The organism is Nitrospirota bacterium (assembly GCA_026387665.1).
Taxonomy (GTDB): domain Bacteria; phylum Nitrospirota; class Nitrospiria; order Nitrospirales; family Nitrospiraceae; genus Palsa-1315.
This window is the reverse complement of record JAPLLG010000002.1, coordinates 68,806-84,070: the sequence shown is the minus strand read 5'-3', so window position 1 is coordinate 84,070 and position 15,265 is coordinate 68,806. Positions and strand designations below refer to the sequence as shown.

13 protein-coding genes and 1 tRNA gene are annotated in these 15,265 nt (G+C 57.2%); 8 read left to right on the top strand and 6 right to left on the bottom strand.

Features of this window, described 5'->3' with window-relative positions:
- Nucleotides 1-8: 8 nt before the first annotated feature.
- The 3 genes from nadC to NT179_00505 form a co-directional block, all read right to left on the bottom strand.
- On the bottom strand, nt 9-887 hold the full coding sequence (gene nadC, locus NT179_00515; protein MCX5720499.1) for a carboxylating nicotinate-nucleotide diphosphorylase: 879 nt from the start codon (nt 885-887) through the stop codon (nt 9-11).
- A gap of 3 nt (nt 888-890) precedes the next feature.
- The gene (locus NT179_00510) at nt 891-3,659 is read right to left on the bottom strand and encodes a valine--tRNA ligase (protein MCX5720498.1); all 2,769 of its coding nucleotides are present in this window, start codon (nt 3,657-3,659) and stop codon (nt 891-893) included.
- Between the two features lie 509 nt (nt 3,660-4,168).
- Entirely contained in the window at nt 4,169-5,296 is a 1,128-nt protein-coding gene (locus tag NT179_00505; protein ID MCX5720497.1) for a response regulator, read from the bottom strand.
- A gap of 139 nt (nt 5,297-5,435) precedes the next feature.
- Here NT179_00505 and NT179_00500 point away from each other — a divergent pair, with 139 nt between their 5' ends.
- Entirely contained in the window at nt 5,436-6,161 is a 726-nt protein-coding gene (locus NT179_00500) for an HAD-IA family hydrolase (GenBank protein MCX5720496.1), read from the top strand.
- On the opposite strand, the gene NT179_00495 is transcribed toward NT179_00500, so the two are convergent.
- Nucleotides 6,150-6,866, bottom strand: a complete 717-nt coding sequence (locus NT179_00495) for an NAD-dependent deacylase (protein MCX5720495.1) — start codon at nt 6,864-6,866, stop codon at nt 6,150-6,152. The genes NT179_00500 and NT179_00495 overlap by 12 nt on opposite strands.
- Nucleotides 6,867-6,931: 65 nt before the next feature.
- Here NT179_00495 and NT179_00490 point away from each other — a divergent pair, with 65 nt between their 5' ends.
- The 5 genes from NT179_00490 to NT179_00470 all read left to right on the top strand — a co-directional run bounded on the left by NT179_00490 (nt 6,932) and on the right by NT179_00470 (nt 10,991).
- Nucleotides 6,932-8,275: a 2-dehydropantoate 2-reductase gene (locus NT179_00490; GenBank protein ID MCX5720494.1), complete on the top strand. Its 1,344-nt coding sequence runs from the start codon at nt 6,932-6,934 to the stop codon at nt 8,273-8,275.
- 228 nt (nt 8,276-8,503) lie between these two features.
- Nucleotides 8,504-8,743, top strand: coding sequence for a hypothetical protein (locus NT179_00485; GenBank protein MCX5720493.1), 240 nt, complete (start codon nt 8,504-8,506; stop codon nt 8,741-8,743).
- 211 nt (nt 8,744-8,954) lie between these two features.
- Entirely contained in the window at nt 8,955-10,298 is a 1,344-nt protein-coding gene (locus NT179_00480; GenBank protein ID MCX5720492.1) for a DUF262 domain-containing protein, read from the top strand.
- Between the two features lie 184 nt (nt 10,299-10,482).
- Complete coding sequence (locus tag NT179_00475; protein ID MCX5720491.1) at nt 10,483-10,704, top strand: addiction module protein; 222 nt, start codon at nt 10,483-10,485, stop codon at nt 10,702-10,704.
- On the top strand, nt 10,701-10,991 hold the full coding sequence (locus tag NT179_00470) for a type II toxin-antitoxin system RelE/ParE family toxin (protein MCX5720490.1): 291 nt from the start codon (nt 10,701-10,703) through the stop codon (nt 10,989-10,991). The genes NT179_00475 and NT179_00470 overlap by 4 nt, the downstream gene beginning before the upstream one ends.
- A 55-nt stretch (nt 10,992-11,046) precedes the next feature.
- Here the strand turns inward: NT179_00470 and NT179_00465 are convergent, their stop codons facing one another.
- Nucleotides 11,047-12,372 carry an MATE family efflux transporter gene (locus NT179_00465; GenBank protein MCX5720489.1) on the bottom strand — a complete coding sequence of 442 codons (1,326 nt, stop codon included), beginning with the start codon at nt 12,370-12,372 and terminating at the stop codon, nt 11,047-11,049.
- Nucleotides 12,373-12,657: 285 nt separating this feature from the next.
- Here NT179_00465 and NT179_00460 point away from each other — a divergent pair, with 285 nt between their 5' ends.
- Nucleotides 12,658-14,184 carry a DUF2779 domain-containing protein gene (locus NT179_00460; GenBank protein ID MCX5720488.1) on the top strand — a complete coding sequence of 509 codons (1,527 nt, stop codon included), beginning with the start codon at nt 12,658-12,660 and terminating at the stop codon, nt 14,182-14,184.
- 53 nt (nt 14,185-14,237) lie between these two features.
- Here the strand turns inward: NT179_00460 and NT179_00455 are convergent.
- Nucleotides 14,238-14,327 (bottom strand) — tRNA-Ser (locus NT179_00455).
- A 148-nt stretch (nt 14,328-14,475) separates the two neighbouring features.
- On the opposite strand from NT179_00455, the gene NT179_00450 reads away from it, so the two are divergent.
- Nucleotides 14,476-15,261, top strand: a complete 786-nt coding sequence (locus tag NT179_00450) for a 4'-phosphopantetheinyl transferase superfamily protein (GenBank protein ID MCX5720487.1) — start codon at nt 14,476-14,478, stop codon at nt 15,259-15,261.
- Nucleotides 15,262-15,265: the final 4 nt, after the last annotated feature.

Below are 15,265 nucleotides of genomic sequence, written 5' to 3'. Positions count from 1 at the left end.
TGCACTCGTTATTTCGCCTTGCGAAGCCGGCGCGGTGGTTCGAGCACTAGGCTCATCGTCGCGGCGGGAGCCGAATGGGTGAGGGCGCCGATGGAGATGCGGTCCGGCCCTGCTGTCGCCATCGCCCGCACATTGCTCAACGTGATGCCGCCTGACACTTCCACGAGCGCATGGCCTTTGATCAACTTGACGGCTTGACGGACCATGGTTGGGGTCATGTTATCCAGCAGGATGATATCGACTTGCTCTGTTAGGGCTTGTTTCACTTCCGCCAAGGATTCCACTTCTACAATCACCGTCATGCCGCGGGGCGCTCTGGCGTTGGCCTTGCGGCAAGCTGTTTTGATGGGCCTGGCTGTTCGGCGCAGGAGCGCCAGATGATTGTCCTTGATGAGGATGCCGTCGCTCAGGGACGGACGATGATTCGTGCCTCCGCCGAGGAGGACCGCCCATTTCTGAAGGGCTCGCAAGCCGGGAGTCGTTTTTCTCGTATCCAGGATGGTGACGGGGTATCCGTGAACGGCATCGCAGAACTGGCTCGTCAAGGTGGCGATCCCGGAGAGGTGTTGAAGAAAGTTCAGGGCGACTCGTTCCGCCGTGAGGATGGATCGTCCATCGCCTTCGATCTGGAGGAGACAGTCTCCATCCTGCGCCAGGTCCCCATCTTGGCGGTGGATGGAGAGGATGAGAGATGGATCGATGGCGCGAAACACATGAATGGCCGCGGCGAGTCCTGCGACCACCAGCGATTGCTGCGCAACGATGCGCGCGCGAGCCGGAACGGGAGCAGGAAAGAGGACGGCGGTTGTAACGTCGCCGTGCGGGAGGTCTTCCTGGAGCGCCAGCCTAACGGCGCGGCCTATGTCGGCAACCGGAGCCTTGATCATCGGTTAGGTCCCCAGCATGGCGCGCAACTGTTCCTCGCTGTTGGCGAGCATGCTTTGATCAAGGCGTAGGCTTGCCAATCGATCCTGGTGATCGGTAATGACTTCCGGCGGGGCCTTGGCGGTAAATTCCTGATTGCGCAGTTTTCCTTCCAGCCGCTCCATTTCCTTCGTCTGCTCCGATTGCTGCTTGAGCAGGCGATCCAGCGCTTTATTGAGATCCACGTCGCCCACCACCATGACACCGACTGATAAGCCTTCTCTGATCAATCGGAGCATGAACTCGGTTTGCCAGGTTCCTGACGGGGTCAGTTCGACCGTGCCTCGTCCGAGATGGGCGAGATAGGGTTTGAGCTGGTCCAGGTGAGCCTGCTTCTGCGGCTCGTCGTGCGAGACGTAGAAGGTGATCGGTTGTCCCGGCGGATAGTTCAAGAGGACGCGGGAGGAGCGTACCAGGCCGATGGTCTGTTCCAGCAGCGTAAACCGATGGTCCATGTCCGGCGCCATCCAGGCTGCTTCGTGGGTGGGATAGCGTTGCACCACGATGCTCTCGCCCTGGCGGGGGAGGGTCTGCCAGATTTCTTCTGTGAGAAACGGCATGAAGGGATGCAGGAGCCGCATCGTGGTTTCCAGCGTATCGACCAGGGTCTGTCTGGTGCCAGGCGCATCGGGGCTGGCAGAATTTTGGAGTGTGGGCTTGATCAGTTCGAGGTACCAGTCGCAGTACTCGTGCCAGATGAACTGGTACAGAGCATTGGCGGCTCGGTCGAATCGATAGGCTTCCAGTTCTGTGGTGACGACCTGGATCGTGTGATTGAGGCGACTCAAAATCCAGCGGTCCGGGAAGCTGCGTTCTGCTGGTGCATTCACCGTGCGAGGCCCGTCCAGATTCATGAGGCTGAACCTGGTCGCATTCCAAATCTTGTTGGCGAAGTTGCGATAACCTTCGATCCGTTCCTCCGCGAGTTTGATGTCGCGGCCAGGCGAGGCCATCGCGGCCAGGGTGAAGCGGAGCGCGTCGGTGCCGAACTGTTCCATCACATGGAGCGGATCGATCACGTTGCCCTTCGATTTGCTCATCTTCTGCCCTTCGGCATCCCGCACGAGAGCATGGATATAGACGTCCCGGAAGGGCACCTCGCCCATGAACTTCAATCCCATCATGATCATGCGGGCGACCCAGAAGAAGAGAATATCGAGGCCGGTCACGAGGGTGGAGGTCGGGTAGTAGGTTTTGAGATCAGCCGTCTGCTCCGGCCATCCCAAGGTCGAGAAGGGCCAGAGGGCTGAGGAGAACCAGGTATCGAGAACGTCCGGATCGCGGATGAAGTCATGACCCTTGCAGGTTGGACAAGTCGTGGGAGCGGTCTTCCCAACGATCGGTGTGGCCCCTTGGAGGATCGTGAGTCGTGGCGTGGCCATGGCTGAGTCAGTCGAGGTGGCACCCTCAACGATCAAGTCCTTGTTGCAACTGCGGCAATACCAGGCGGGGATTTGATGGCCCCACCAGATTTGGCGTGAGATACACCAGTCTTTGATCTCCCTCATCCAGCCGAGATAGTTGTTCGTCCAGCCTTCCGGAATGATGCGGATGCGTCCGTCCACCACGGCCTGGATGGCCGGTTCTGCCAGCGGTTTGATCTTCACGAACCATTGAGGCGAGAGGCAGGGCTCGACCACCGTCTTGCAGCGGTAGCATTTGCCGATGGCCATTTTGTGGTCGTCGACTTTCGTGAGGAGCTCGCGATCTTTTAGGAGTTGCTCGATCTTGGTCCGTGCCTTGAGGGCGGGCAGGGTGGCGATGGCCTCGATGACGGCTGGTTCGACTCCGGCTGCTGTGAGTCCCTCGCGATCGAGCAGGGCCTGGTGATCAAAGATGGGCAGCCGGGGCAAACCATGTCGTTCTCCCGCTTCAAAGTCATTGAAGTCGTGCGCCGGGGTGATCTTCACGGCGCCTGTGCCGAACTCGCGGTCGACGAGGATCGCATCGCCCACGATTGGAATGGTGCGGTTGGTGAGGGGGAGGCGGACCCGCTGCCCGATCAATTTATTGTAGCGGGGATCTTCCGGATGGACTGCCACAGCCATGTCGCCGAGCATCGTTTCCGGTCTGGTGGTGGCGACGGTGAGGCGAACGGTCGGATCCTGCTCCAGTGGATATTCAATCGAATAGAGCTTCCCTTTGATGTCTTCGTGCTCGACTTCGATGTCGGAGAGGGCCGTCAGGCAGCGGGGGCACCAGTTGATCAGCCGCTCACCCCGATAGATCAGGCCTTCTTCATGTAAGCGGACGAAGACTTCGAGGACTGCCTTCGAGAGGCCTTCGTCCATCGTGAAACGAAGCCGGTCCCAGTCGCAGGATTCTCCCAGTCGTTTTTGTTGACGGATGATGGTATCGCCGGAGGTGGCCTTCCATTGCCAGATCCGCTCGATGAACCGTTCTCGTCCCAAAGATTCCCGCGAAGCCCCTTCTGCCATGAGCTGCTTTTCCACGACGTTTTGCGTGGCAATACCGGCATGGTCGGTGCCTGGCAGCCAGAGCACATTGCGGCCCTGCATCCTCCGCCAGCGCACCAGGATGTCCTGTATCGAGTGGTTCAGCGCATGGCCGACGTGGAGCGAGCCTGTGACGTTGGGAGGTGGAATGACAATGCTGTAGGGCTGGCCCGGATGGGTCGGCGAGGCGTGAAAATAGCCTTTCTGGGTCCAGACTTCATACCAGCGCGCTTCAACGGCCTTGGGATCGTAGCTTTTGTCGAGTTGGGGTGTGCTCATTCAGTGGTGGTGTCCTAGTCGTCTGTGGAGAAATGATATCGACGTGGAGAGTTTCGATCGTTCGTCTAGGTGGCTCAGGTGGAATGCTGTTCAAAGGATGCTCAAAAAGGCCGTCCAGCAAGGCCGCAGCGAGTGAAGGTCCGAGGCGTACCTTTCCGGGTACGTTGAGGGCCTGAACGATGCGAGAACGCCGCTGGCGGTCTTTTCCAGCATCCTGCTGGACTTGCGGCACATCTTAGCATGCGGCTGATGCCCTCTCAAGGAAAGATGGGGCCACAGATAGCTTGAGGGGTGTGGTGGCGTGTGCTATACAGACTCGCACAGGGCGAGGGCGAAAGGTTCGCTCCGCTTCCACTTTTTACGATTTGGAGAGACTATGGCCACAGGGCGTGAAAAAGACCGGAAGACCAGAAAGAAGCATTTGAAGAACATGGCGCGAGTGAAGGCCTTGGCGACAGCCAAACGGGGTAAGAAGACCAAGAAGGGGTAGGACCGAGCAGGGCGAGGCCTTACGCGGCAGCGGTGAGGCGCGTGAGCTCTGCTTTGATCTGTGCTTCAGCCAAGCCAGGCACCAGCCGCTGAACAGCCTCTTCGATCTGCTCGCGGGCTGCCGCGCGAACGAGCTCTTCGACCATCCCCGTTGTCTGTTTGGCGGCAGTTCGCTGGATCTCTTCCTTGACGAGTTCCTCGATCGATCCGAGTTGTTCTCGAACCATATCGGGCAGCGTGGCGCGAAGGGCGGCGGTCTGTTCAGCGACGAATTGCTCGAGGCGCGCCTGGATCAGGGGACCGGCGATGTCGGCCAGGCTGCGCTGGATGATGGGGTCGAGAAGGGCCATTTTCTGTTCAAGCGCTTTCGGCAACGCCTGGAGGAGCAACGGTTCAAGCGCCAATGTCAGCCGTTCTTCCGAGAGGGAGGCGCCGGTTTGTGTGCGGACTTCTGCTTCCACGGCTTTGGCCACGAGGGCTGCCAGGTCTTTGCCCACCATCTGCGGGAGCAGTTCGGTAATCTTTTTTTCCGTTCGCTCTGACATGGACTGGAGAAGCTGGCTGAAGAGGCCTTTCATCATGTCTTCCGGTTCGATTGCGGCGGAGGCTGAAGTCATGGTCACAGGGGTGTCTTTCGGTTGAGGGTGGGGTGCGAGCGCCTGGTCCTCTTTTTCCCCGGTTGGGCGGTCATCGTGATCTGCGTCAGCCTCTGAGTCCGTCGCCTGTGAGACCGGCGGCCAGGAGCGGGGTTTCTTTTTCGCTCCGTTCGTTTTGGCGGTCTGCTGCTCTTTCAAATCCTTGATGACGGCGATGAGGTGTTCGGGCTGAAAGGGCTTTGTGAGCGATGCCTTGACCCCCAGCGAACGTAAGTGAACTTCATCCACATGGTCCGAGGGGCTGATCAGAGAGACGATGTCGGTTTCCGCCAGGTGGTCGAGTTTGTAGACTTCTTTGCAGAACCCCGTGAAGGTCATCTGGTCCAAATGATAGTCTGCGATGATGAGATGGGGACTCATCGTGCGTGCCGCCTCCAGGGCGGTCGGGCCATCCTGAAACCCCAAGATCTCGCACCCTTCCGAGGTCGAGAGCTGTTCGACCATGCGGCGGACGGCGGGGCTGCTGTCGATAATAAAGATGGTGGAAGACACAGGATTCTCCAATGATATTAGTGATATTGACGCTAGCAGCGGGTATATTCTTTGTCAAGAAAACGCAGGATCTATGCGGGTGGCTGCTTCGGAATGCTGAGTGGACCGCTCATCGAGTGGGAGAGGACTCGTAGGACCAATGACAACGCCAATCCAGGTCATATTTTTCGACGCGGCTGAAACCCTGTTTCACGTGAACGGTTCGGTGGCGGATATTTACCTTCAGCATGCGATTCAGCATGGGTTCAAGCAGACTCCCGATTCGCAGGCATTGATTGCCCAAGCCTTTCAGCGCGCCTTTCGCGACGCGTCTCCGCCGATTTTTGCCGTCACAGACCCGCTTAAGTTGAAGCAATGCGAGCGGCTCTGGTGGTTCGACATCGTCCATAACGTATTTTACCGCGTCGGGATGTTCGCGCGGTTCGATGAATTCTTCGAGCAGGTCTTTCAGGTGTTTGAAGATCCCCGCTCCTGGACCCTGTTTCCTGAAACCCATGCCGTGCTGACCAGGCTGCGTGAAGAGGGCTTTGAATTGGGGATCGTTTCCAACTTCGACACCAGACTCTTTTCGGTGATCCGGGGCCTCGGCATCGACCGGCTCTTCGATACGGTGACGATTGCCAGCCTTTCCATGTGTGCCAAGCCAGCCTCAAAGATTTTCGAAATGGCCCTGGAAAAACATGCGATCGATCCCTGCGAAGCGATGCATGTCGGAGACAGTCTCAGAGACGATGTGGAGGGGGCGACGAAGGCGGGTTTGACTGGTGTGTTGCTGGATCGAACAGGGCGCGCTCCGGCGACGGGCGGCCATGTGATTAGGACGTTAGACGAACTCCTGCCCCTGGTCATGGCCTCAAAACAGTAACGGAACCAGATCCTTCGCGCGGCCCTGCAACGAGAGGTCAACCAGGTTCGACTGTTGAGTGCTCTCAAGATTGATCTCGATAACTAGTGCGCCTCCCTCCTTCGCGACAGACGCGAATCCTGCTGCCGGATAGACCACTCCAGACGTGCCGATCATCAGTAAGAGATCGCAGGATCGCAACGCCTCATCGCAGCGCCGCAGATCTTCCTCCAGGAGTGACTCCCCGAACCAGACGATATGAGGCCGAAGCAGCTCACCGCATTGAAGGCAAGTCGGCAGGATGGAGAGAGGGACCTCGCGGTTGTCCGAGACCATGCCACAGCCGGTACAGCGCACCTTCCAGATGTTGCCATGAATTTCCGAGAGGTGCTGCGATCCTGCGGCAGGGTGGAGCCCATCCACATTTTGTGTAATGAGCCAGAATGTCTCTGGCCTGCGACGTTCAAGTTCTGCCAGCGCGAGGTGGGCAGGGTTCGGCTGTTTCGTGGCAATCAATTCCCGCCGCCAGTTGTACCATTCCCAGACTAATCGCGGGTCCCGTGCAAAGGCCTCCGGGGTTGCGAGATCTTCTGCTCGGTAGTTGCGCCATAAGCCCTCTGTCCCGCGAAAGGTCGGTACGCCGCTGTCGGCTGAGATCCCCGCACCGGTCAGGATCGTGATGGCTCGTGCGGCGGCAATGTGCGAACGTGCTTCGAGAAGGCTCATGGTGGGTTATTTTACCCTAGTTCAGCGGCCTGCTATAGTAGTCCACTTGATAGAGGAGCCTTGCCATGAAAAATGTCTTGATGGTCGGTGCCGGGTCGGTCGGTGGATTCTTCGGGGCGCACCTGGCGAAGAATAATCCCAATGTGTCCTTCTTGCTGAGACCCAAGACGCTTGCAGCCGTGAAACAGAACGGCTTGACGATCCGCAGCGCCAAGGGCTCTTTCACCGTCCATCCAATAGCTGCTTCAGACCCGCGAGAGCTTCCGAAGCCGGACCTGATCATCCTCTCCGTCAAAGCCTATGACCTGGACGAGGTGTTGAATCAACTCGAGCCGGTCCTGACCAATCAGACCGTCATCCTGACCCTCCAGAACGGGGTCGATACGGAAGACCGCATCGTGGCGCGCCTGCAACGGGATTGCGTTGTCGGTGGCGTGGCCTTTATCTATTCCAAGATCGCCTCGCCCGGCGTCATCGATCACTATAAGAAGGGGGCTGTGGCCATCGGAGAGATGATGGGGCATCAGAGCCCTCGTTTGCTCGCCATTGCGGATTTGTTCAAGCAGGCGGGAATTCCCTGTCAGCTCACGGAGGATGTGCGGAAAAGTAAATGGGAGAAGATGTGCTGGAACTGCGTCTTCAACCCGCTCACGGTCATTGTCGATGACAAAGTGGCGAAGACGCTGGAACATCCGGAGATGCTTCGTGTTATCCATCAGATTGTCGAGGAAGTCTCAGCCGTCGCAGCCTCGGTCAAGGTGCCTCTGTCGCCTGATATGGCAGAGAAGGTCGTGCGCTGGACTCAGGAGATTCGCGATATCCATACCTCCATGTACGATGATTGGAAGGCGGGCCGTCGGACCGAGATCGATTACTTGAACGGGTACATTGTGCAAAAGGGGCGTGAGCTTGGCATTCCAACACCGGTCAATGAGGCGCTAACAGCCATGATCAAGACGATTACGGAAAAGGAAAAGACCGGCCCTGGTATCGTAAGGATCGACGGGGCGGTGGTCCAGCCAGTTTCATTGGATCGCGCGGCGATTGCAGCCTTGCCGGCGGAGCACCAGCTCGATATTTCGACGGTAATGCCCAATATGAAGGGCAAAGGGATTCGCCTGAAAGCCTTGCTGGATCTGCCGGCCCTGGCCATCAAGGCCGATCATGTCACGGTCCATTCGGGAGACGGAAAATATTCAGCCTGTCTGACCCTCGCGCAGGCTTTAGAGTGGGGGATTCTGCTCTACGAAGTGGATGGAGAGGCTCTGCCTGAGTCAAAAGGCGGACCCTATCGATTGGTAACTCCTGGCCTGGGAGATCTCTGCGCCAATGTGAAGGGGGTCGCGAGGATCGAGGTCACGATCGGAACCGGCACAGATACGAGACCATCGGTCAGGACGAATTGTTAGCCCTCGCGAGACAGGCGGGACGGGCGAGAAGGGCGAGACACTCGGAATCAGGGCTTGCGTGTCGCGCATTCCGTGCTATGGAGGGCGTTGACAAGTCATTGAACCGGCGCAAGAATCACCTCCAGTCTGCTCAAGTGAAGCAATGGACCCGCAAAGGGTGATGTCGTGTCGCCAAAAATACGAGAGCTCGTTGACGACCTTGAAGCGTGCCGTTGAGGAGTCAAAGTCATGAAAGATACTGCACGATACGCAAAGATTGTCGAGTGGTCAGAGGAAGACCAGTGCTTTGTCGGCAGTTGTCCTGGTCTGATTGACGGCGGGTGCCACGGCGCTGACGAAAAGGCTGTCTTTGAGCAGCTGTGCCAAGCCGTAGAGGAAGCCATTGCGCTCTACCGCCAGGATGGAAAGGCTCTTCCCCCACCAACGTCTGGTCGCGATTTCGCGAACAAGATGCAGAATGTCGCGTAGCCGAGCGAGAGGAGCGTAGTCTGAAGGCTGAAGGTCGGGAGATGAAGCTCCGAACACTTCAGCCTTTCGACCACCTCACCTGTCCCACTTTTTCGCAAGTCTCGCGCGTGAAGGCTTTTGACCCGACACAACAATCACAGAGAGATTTGCGAGCTAATCTCACGTAGTATGCGGGTCGGCATGCTAATAGTTTGACACAGAGGAGAGCCGTATGAGCGAAGATGAGGAGCTTGAGTTTGACTCGCCACTTGAGGAAGAGGTGGATGCCATCGGGACTCCATCCGAGAAAAGAAGGATTTATACAGAACTCGGTGATCCTGAGATTGAGTCACTGCACGGGAAATTCAAGCGCGATAAGCTCATCGTCCAACCTGACTTTCAGCGTCAATTCGTTTGGGATTCAACGAAAGCCAGCAGGTTGATTGAATCAGCTCTACTCGGTATCCCCATTCCGGTTATCTATATCTCTCAGCAACCGGACAACAAAGAGTACGTAATTGACGGGCAGCAGCGTCTTACCTCATTTTTCTCGTTCATTGACGGTAAATTCCCCGACGGAACGGATTTTAAATTGACCGGCCTAAAGGTATTTCGTGAGTTGAATGGGAAGAGGTACGGTGCGCTTGACGACAGTCTTCAAGACGTAATTCGATATTTTAAGGTTCGAACAATTACCTTCAAGAAAGAATCAGATGAGGAGTTGAAGTTCGAGATCTTCGAACGACTCAACACTGGATCGGTGTCGCTGAATGATCAAGAGCTGCGTAACTGTATCTACCGTGGCAGGTTCAATGTTTTGCTTAAAGAGCTGTCGCGCGATGCGGATTTTATGTTCCTGTTGGGCTTGGCGAAGCCAGACAAAAGAATGAAGGACATGGAGCTCGTTCTCCGATTCGCGGCTTTCCATCACGCAACTTATTTGAACTACAAGTCGCCCATGAAGAATTTCCTCAATGTGGAAGCGGGGAAGTATCGCGAAATTGGGCAAGATGAAGAGAATCAACTGCGTTCGGCATTCAAGAATGCTTGCCATATTATTCGATCCATGTTCGGCAAGACGGCGTTCAAGCGATTTCACAAGGGCTCAGAGAAGAACCCTGGAGGCCATTGGGAGCCGAAGAAGTTCAACGCGTCTCTCTATGACATTCTCATGTACACGTTCGCCCGCGAAGATAAGAACGTGGTTTTTCAGAACCTCGATGCAATTAGAGAAGCCCTGATATTCCTTATGACCGACAATCAGGATTTTATCGACTCTATTGAGCTATCGACTAGTTCGCTTCAAGCGATAACCAAACGTTTCGATATTTGGCGAATTGCGCTTCAAGATGTTGTTGGGGTTGGGCGGAAAGAGCCTCGATGCTTCTCGGCTCAGCTGAAGGAGTCTCTGTTTAAGGCAAATAGCGCGTGCTCAATCTGCAATCAAAAGATTTTGGAAGTCGATGATTCGGCGATCGACCACATTAAACAGTATTGGACAGGCGGCAAGACCATTCCTGAAAACGCCCGCCTAACGCATCGCTACTGTAATTGGGCACGATCTAGGAAAGATTGAGAGTGCCGATGGTCATTGCTCGACCCTGCATTGCGCTAGCGCTGCGGTAAAGCCATCTGCTTGAGCCGTGTCCCTATTCCCTTCCCAGGCTAGGCTGGCGGAGATTTGGGGATCGACATGGTTTGGGGTAGAATAGTCGCACTGGCGCTGGGTAGTTTGCGGTGGAATGGCATGGAGGACTCACATGGCCAAGATAGTGGACAGGCTCGCGGCGGAGATTCATGGTCTGCCAGATGTAGAGAAGTTGCAGTTGGTGGATACAATCCTGGCCGATATGGACAGGCCGGACCCGGAGATCGACCGGGTATGGGCGGAGGAGGCGCGCAAGCGCTGGGCGGCTTATAAAACAGGCCAGGCTCCAACGGTGCCTTATGAAACCGTTATGGCCAAGCATCGCCGATCGTGAAGCTACGCTTTCTTCTCTTGGCCCAGCGGGAGCTCGATGACGCGGTGGCTTGGTACAACGAGCAGGCGGCAGGGTCAGGACAGGAGTTTCTTGACGAATTGGACCGGGCAGCTCGGCGGGCCGTGGCTTTCCCGATGTCGTGCCCTGAGATAGAGCCTGGCCTGCGTCGTTGCCTGTTGGCCCGTTTTCCATACGGGATAATTTACGGTGTCGATCGAGAAACGATCATTGTCGTAGCCGTGGCGCACCTACATCGTGAGCCTGGTTATTGGATGGGGCGTATTTAATTGTGTGGTTCGCTCGTTGTTGACTCTGCACTGCGTCAACGCTGAGAAGGATCGTTTATCTAAAGACCCGAATCGCTTTCCACCGCTCCGATCTGTAACGCCACAAGAGTAACGCCATTCTGACCGTCCAATCCGCGATCATCGCGCTCCAGACATAGAGCACATCCAGCGCAAGCCAGGGGCCAGCGATGATGGCGAGGGGCACGCGGACTCCCCACATGCCGATGGTCGTGGCCAGCATGATGAATCTGGTGTCGCCCGCTCCGCGCAGCGACCCTGCCAGGACCATGGTGAGGGCGAGTGGCACTTGGAGCACGGCGACGATGCGCAGAAATACGGTCCCGAGTTCGACGACCGCTTCGTCATGGGTAAAGGCGCGAAGCAGGATGTAAGGAAAGAAGAAGAACAAGACGCCCATCGAGGCCATCGCGATGCTGGCCAGACGGTTCGCCTCCCAGTTTTCGAGTTTCGCCCGCACATATTTTCCCGCGCCGATACTCTGTCCCACCATCGTGGCAGCCGCAATGGCAAAACCATATCCAGGCAGGAACGAGAGGGACTCGATCGAGAGGCCGACTTGATGGGCTGCGTAGGTCACGGTTCCGTAGAGCAGAACGATCTTGGTGTAAATGATGATGCCTGCTTGTTGAAAGATCCGTTCTCCGGAAACCGGTGCGCCGATCTGCCAGGTGGAGCGCATGAGATCGCGGCGTATCGCGAGCGACTTCTTGAAGACTTTTCGATTGACCCAGAGGAGATAGAGGACGCCGGTTCCTTCTGCGAGTCCTGTGGCCACAGCTGCTCCCGTGAGGCCCCAGGCTGGGAAACCCCAGAGCCCGTAGACCAGCGGATAGGCGATCGTCAGGTAGAGGAGATTCACTGCGATCAAGGCATACATCGGCGTTTTGGTGTCGCCGGTTCCTTGCATCATCGAGGAGAGCACTTGAAGGAAAATGGTGCAGGGAATGACCAGGAAGATGAGGTTCGAGTAGGGCAGGGCCAAGGCGATGACGTCCTGCTCCGCGCCTAAGAGTTCCATGGTGAGACGATTGAGGGACAGTCCGAGGATCACGAGGGCGCAGGAGACGAGGGCGGCCAATCCAAGGAGATGGGTGGCTGCTTCTCCGACGTCTTTGGTGCGGCGGGCTCCCCAGAGTTGGGCGATAAGGACGTTGGCGCCCACCGACAAGCCGGAGACGAGCGTAGTGGACATGAAGGCCAGCAATTGGCCGAGTCCGACTGCGGCAATGGAGGTCGCGCCAAGCCCGCCCACGAGGAAGACGGCGGCGATGCCTTCGGTCCGTTGGAGTAGGCTACTGACCGTAACTGGCAGGGCAAGGGTCAGGACGGATTTTCTGATTTGGGCGATGCGGGATGCCATGTGTGGCCATCCTAGCAGGCTGCTGCCAAAGGCCGCCAGCATAAGAAGACCGTCACTCGTGAATCGTGAAGCGTATCTCGTTGGGGATGAGAGCGTATGGCTAATGGCTTATAGTTGGTAGCACAGACAGCCCCTCTTCATTCCGGACCATAGGCTATTCGCTATACGCCATATGCTCTTTTCTTTGAACGAGCGACGCTTCACGTACGACGAACGACGAGCTGGCCTTGTTGAACATTCTGCCTGCTGGACAAATGAGGGGCTGTCCGATTAGGGTCATGTACGATGAATGAACTGAACGATCCCGTACCAACTGCTCTTCCGAAGGCTCCGCGCCTCTCCAAGTCGAAATTTCTATCTGGTCTGCAATGTCACAAGCGCCTATACCTTGAAATCCATCAGCCCTTTCTTGCGACCAAGCCGGACGCGGCGACGCAGGCGATGTTCGAGATGGGGACAGAAGTCGGGGAGCTGGCCAGGAGTCGCTTTGCGGGCGGTGTCCTGGTGACTGCCGGTTATCGCCAGACCGAGGCGGCGCTGGCGCAGACGGCGGCCTTGATCGAGGATCTTTCGGTGCCGGCGATTTTCGAAGCGGCCTTCTTGCACGGCGGAGTGCTGATTCGCGCGGATGTGCTGGAGCGGGTGCCGTCCGCGGAGGGAGAGCCTGGAGGCTGGCGTTTGATCGAGGTCAAGTCTTCCACCAGGGTCAAAGACATCCATCTTGAAGATCTCGCGGTGCAAAGCGAGGTGATTCAAGGGGCGGGACTGACGCTGGTCTCAGTGGGCCTCATGCATATCAACACCTCGTATCTCTATCGCGAGGGGGCCGTCGATCTGACAGAACTGTTTGCGATCCAAGATCTATCCGAGGCTGTGGCGCAGCGCAGGGCTGAAGTGCCGGGGCGGTTGGCCGAGATGTCCAGCATGTTGCTTCAGGCGCAAGCTCCCGCCATCGAGCCGGACCGGCATTGCCATACTCCCTATGATTGCCCCTTCTGGGACCATTGCACCAAAGACAAGCCGGATCGGTGGATTCATTACTTGCCTGGCGCGAAACAGATCGTCGGTCAGTTGACCGAGCAGGGAGTAACGACGATTGACGAGATCCCGGCTGGCACGAAGCTCTCGCCGGTGCAGCGCCGTGTGAAGGAGAATGTCGAGTGGACCTCCGCGAAGCTCGGCGCGATGTTGAAGGCCGTCCAGTATCCGGTGCATCACCTCGACTTTGAAACGGTCATGCTGGCTGTGCCACGATTTTCTGAGACGAGACCCTATCAGGCCCTTCCAGTTCAATGGTCGAATCATATTGAGCAGGTTACCGGTGAGCTGTCTCACGAGGAGTTTTTGCACAAGGATGTGGGAGATCCCAGGAGGGTGCTGGCTGAATCCTTACTGGAATCTCTGGGGGAGAAGGGGAGTATCTGTGTCTATTCGCCCTACGAGCGGTCCGTTCTGGAGCAGCTGGCTGTCGCGATTCCCTCATTGAAGCCGGCGTTGCAGCGCATCATTGCCAGGCTTTGGGATCTCTTTCCGATCATACGAGACCATTATTATCATCCAGATTTCGGCGGATCCTATTCCATCAAGTCGGTGTTGCCTGCCATGGTGCCCTCGCTCGCTTATGACGATTTGGCGATCAAAGAGGGAGGCCATGCAGCCAGTCAATATTACCGGATGGTCTTTGTCGAAACGGATTGGGTCGAGCGGGCTTCGATTGAAGAGGCCTTGTTGCGCTATTGCGAGCGGGATACCTTGGCGATGGTCGAGCTCAGGCGAGCGTTGCAGGGAAAAGCGCAGAAGCAGGAAGACTGAGGGGCTGACCGCCGACCTCGATTAGAAGGCCGACGGCACGAGCAAGCTTGGTTTGGCGGAGAGGGTGGGGATCGAACCCACGGTCCCGTTGCCAGGACAGCAGTTTTCGAGACTGCCCGATTCGGCCACTCTCGCACCTCTCCGCATGGTAGAACTCGTCGAACGTCAGGGTAGGATTGGGACTGTGTCGTGTGCGTGATCGACAGTGAGGCGAGCTTATCGCGCCGGGAGTATTTTTTCAATCGATTTCCTGTCTGAATCAGGCGGAGGGATCGGTTGAGGGTGTAACGTATGCCAAACGCCGGTCCATCTGAAGCCCTGCCGCTGCCATTTTATCCCGTGGGAGCGCTCCTGGATGCGCAAGGGGAAGACCGTTGCCGCTTGGACGCAACGACTATCGTGCTGTGGGGTGTGATTCTCGACGGACCTCAGGACTGTCAGGACCGATGCCGCCGTTCTCTTTCCGATGAGGAGAGCGCGCGAGCCGATCGGTTTATCCGTGACGAAGACCGGCAACGTTACATCTTTGCGCATGGTTGCCTCAGACTATTGTTGGGCCGCTGCCTGAACGTTGAGCCTGGTGCTGTGACGTTTCAATTGGGCCCGTCTGGCAAGCCAGTGCTCTGTCACACGACACATGGGAGCGATCTCTCGTTCAACCTCTCTCATGCCCATGGCCGGGCGCTCATTGCCATCGCACAGGGACGGGAGGTGGGAGTGGATCTGGAGCGAATCCGTCCGGATATCGCGGTGGAGAAACTCTCCACCCGATATTTTTCGCCAGGCGAACAGACCATGATTATGCAATCGGCTCAGGAAGAGCGCCCGGCGCGGTTCTTTCGCTATTGGGTCGCGAAGGAGGCTGTGCTTAAGGCGCAGGGTGTCGGACTCCGGTCGCTGAGCCAGTGCGAGGTTCTCCTGGCAGCGGATGGAGCAGGCGCAGAGGTGCTGGCTCCGGCTGACTCGCTTCGTCGGGACAGTTGGACGATTCGTTTTCTCTCCTGCGGAGAGGGTTGGGATGGGGCTGTGGCGGCGCAGGGGAAGGACTGGACCGCGCGTGGCGGCTTGGTGCGATAGGGCG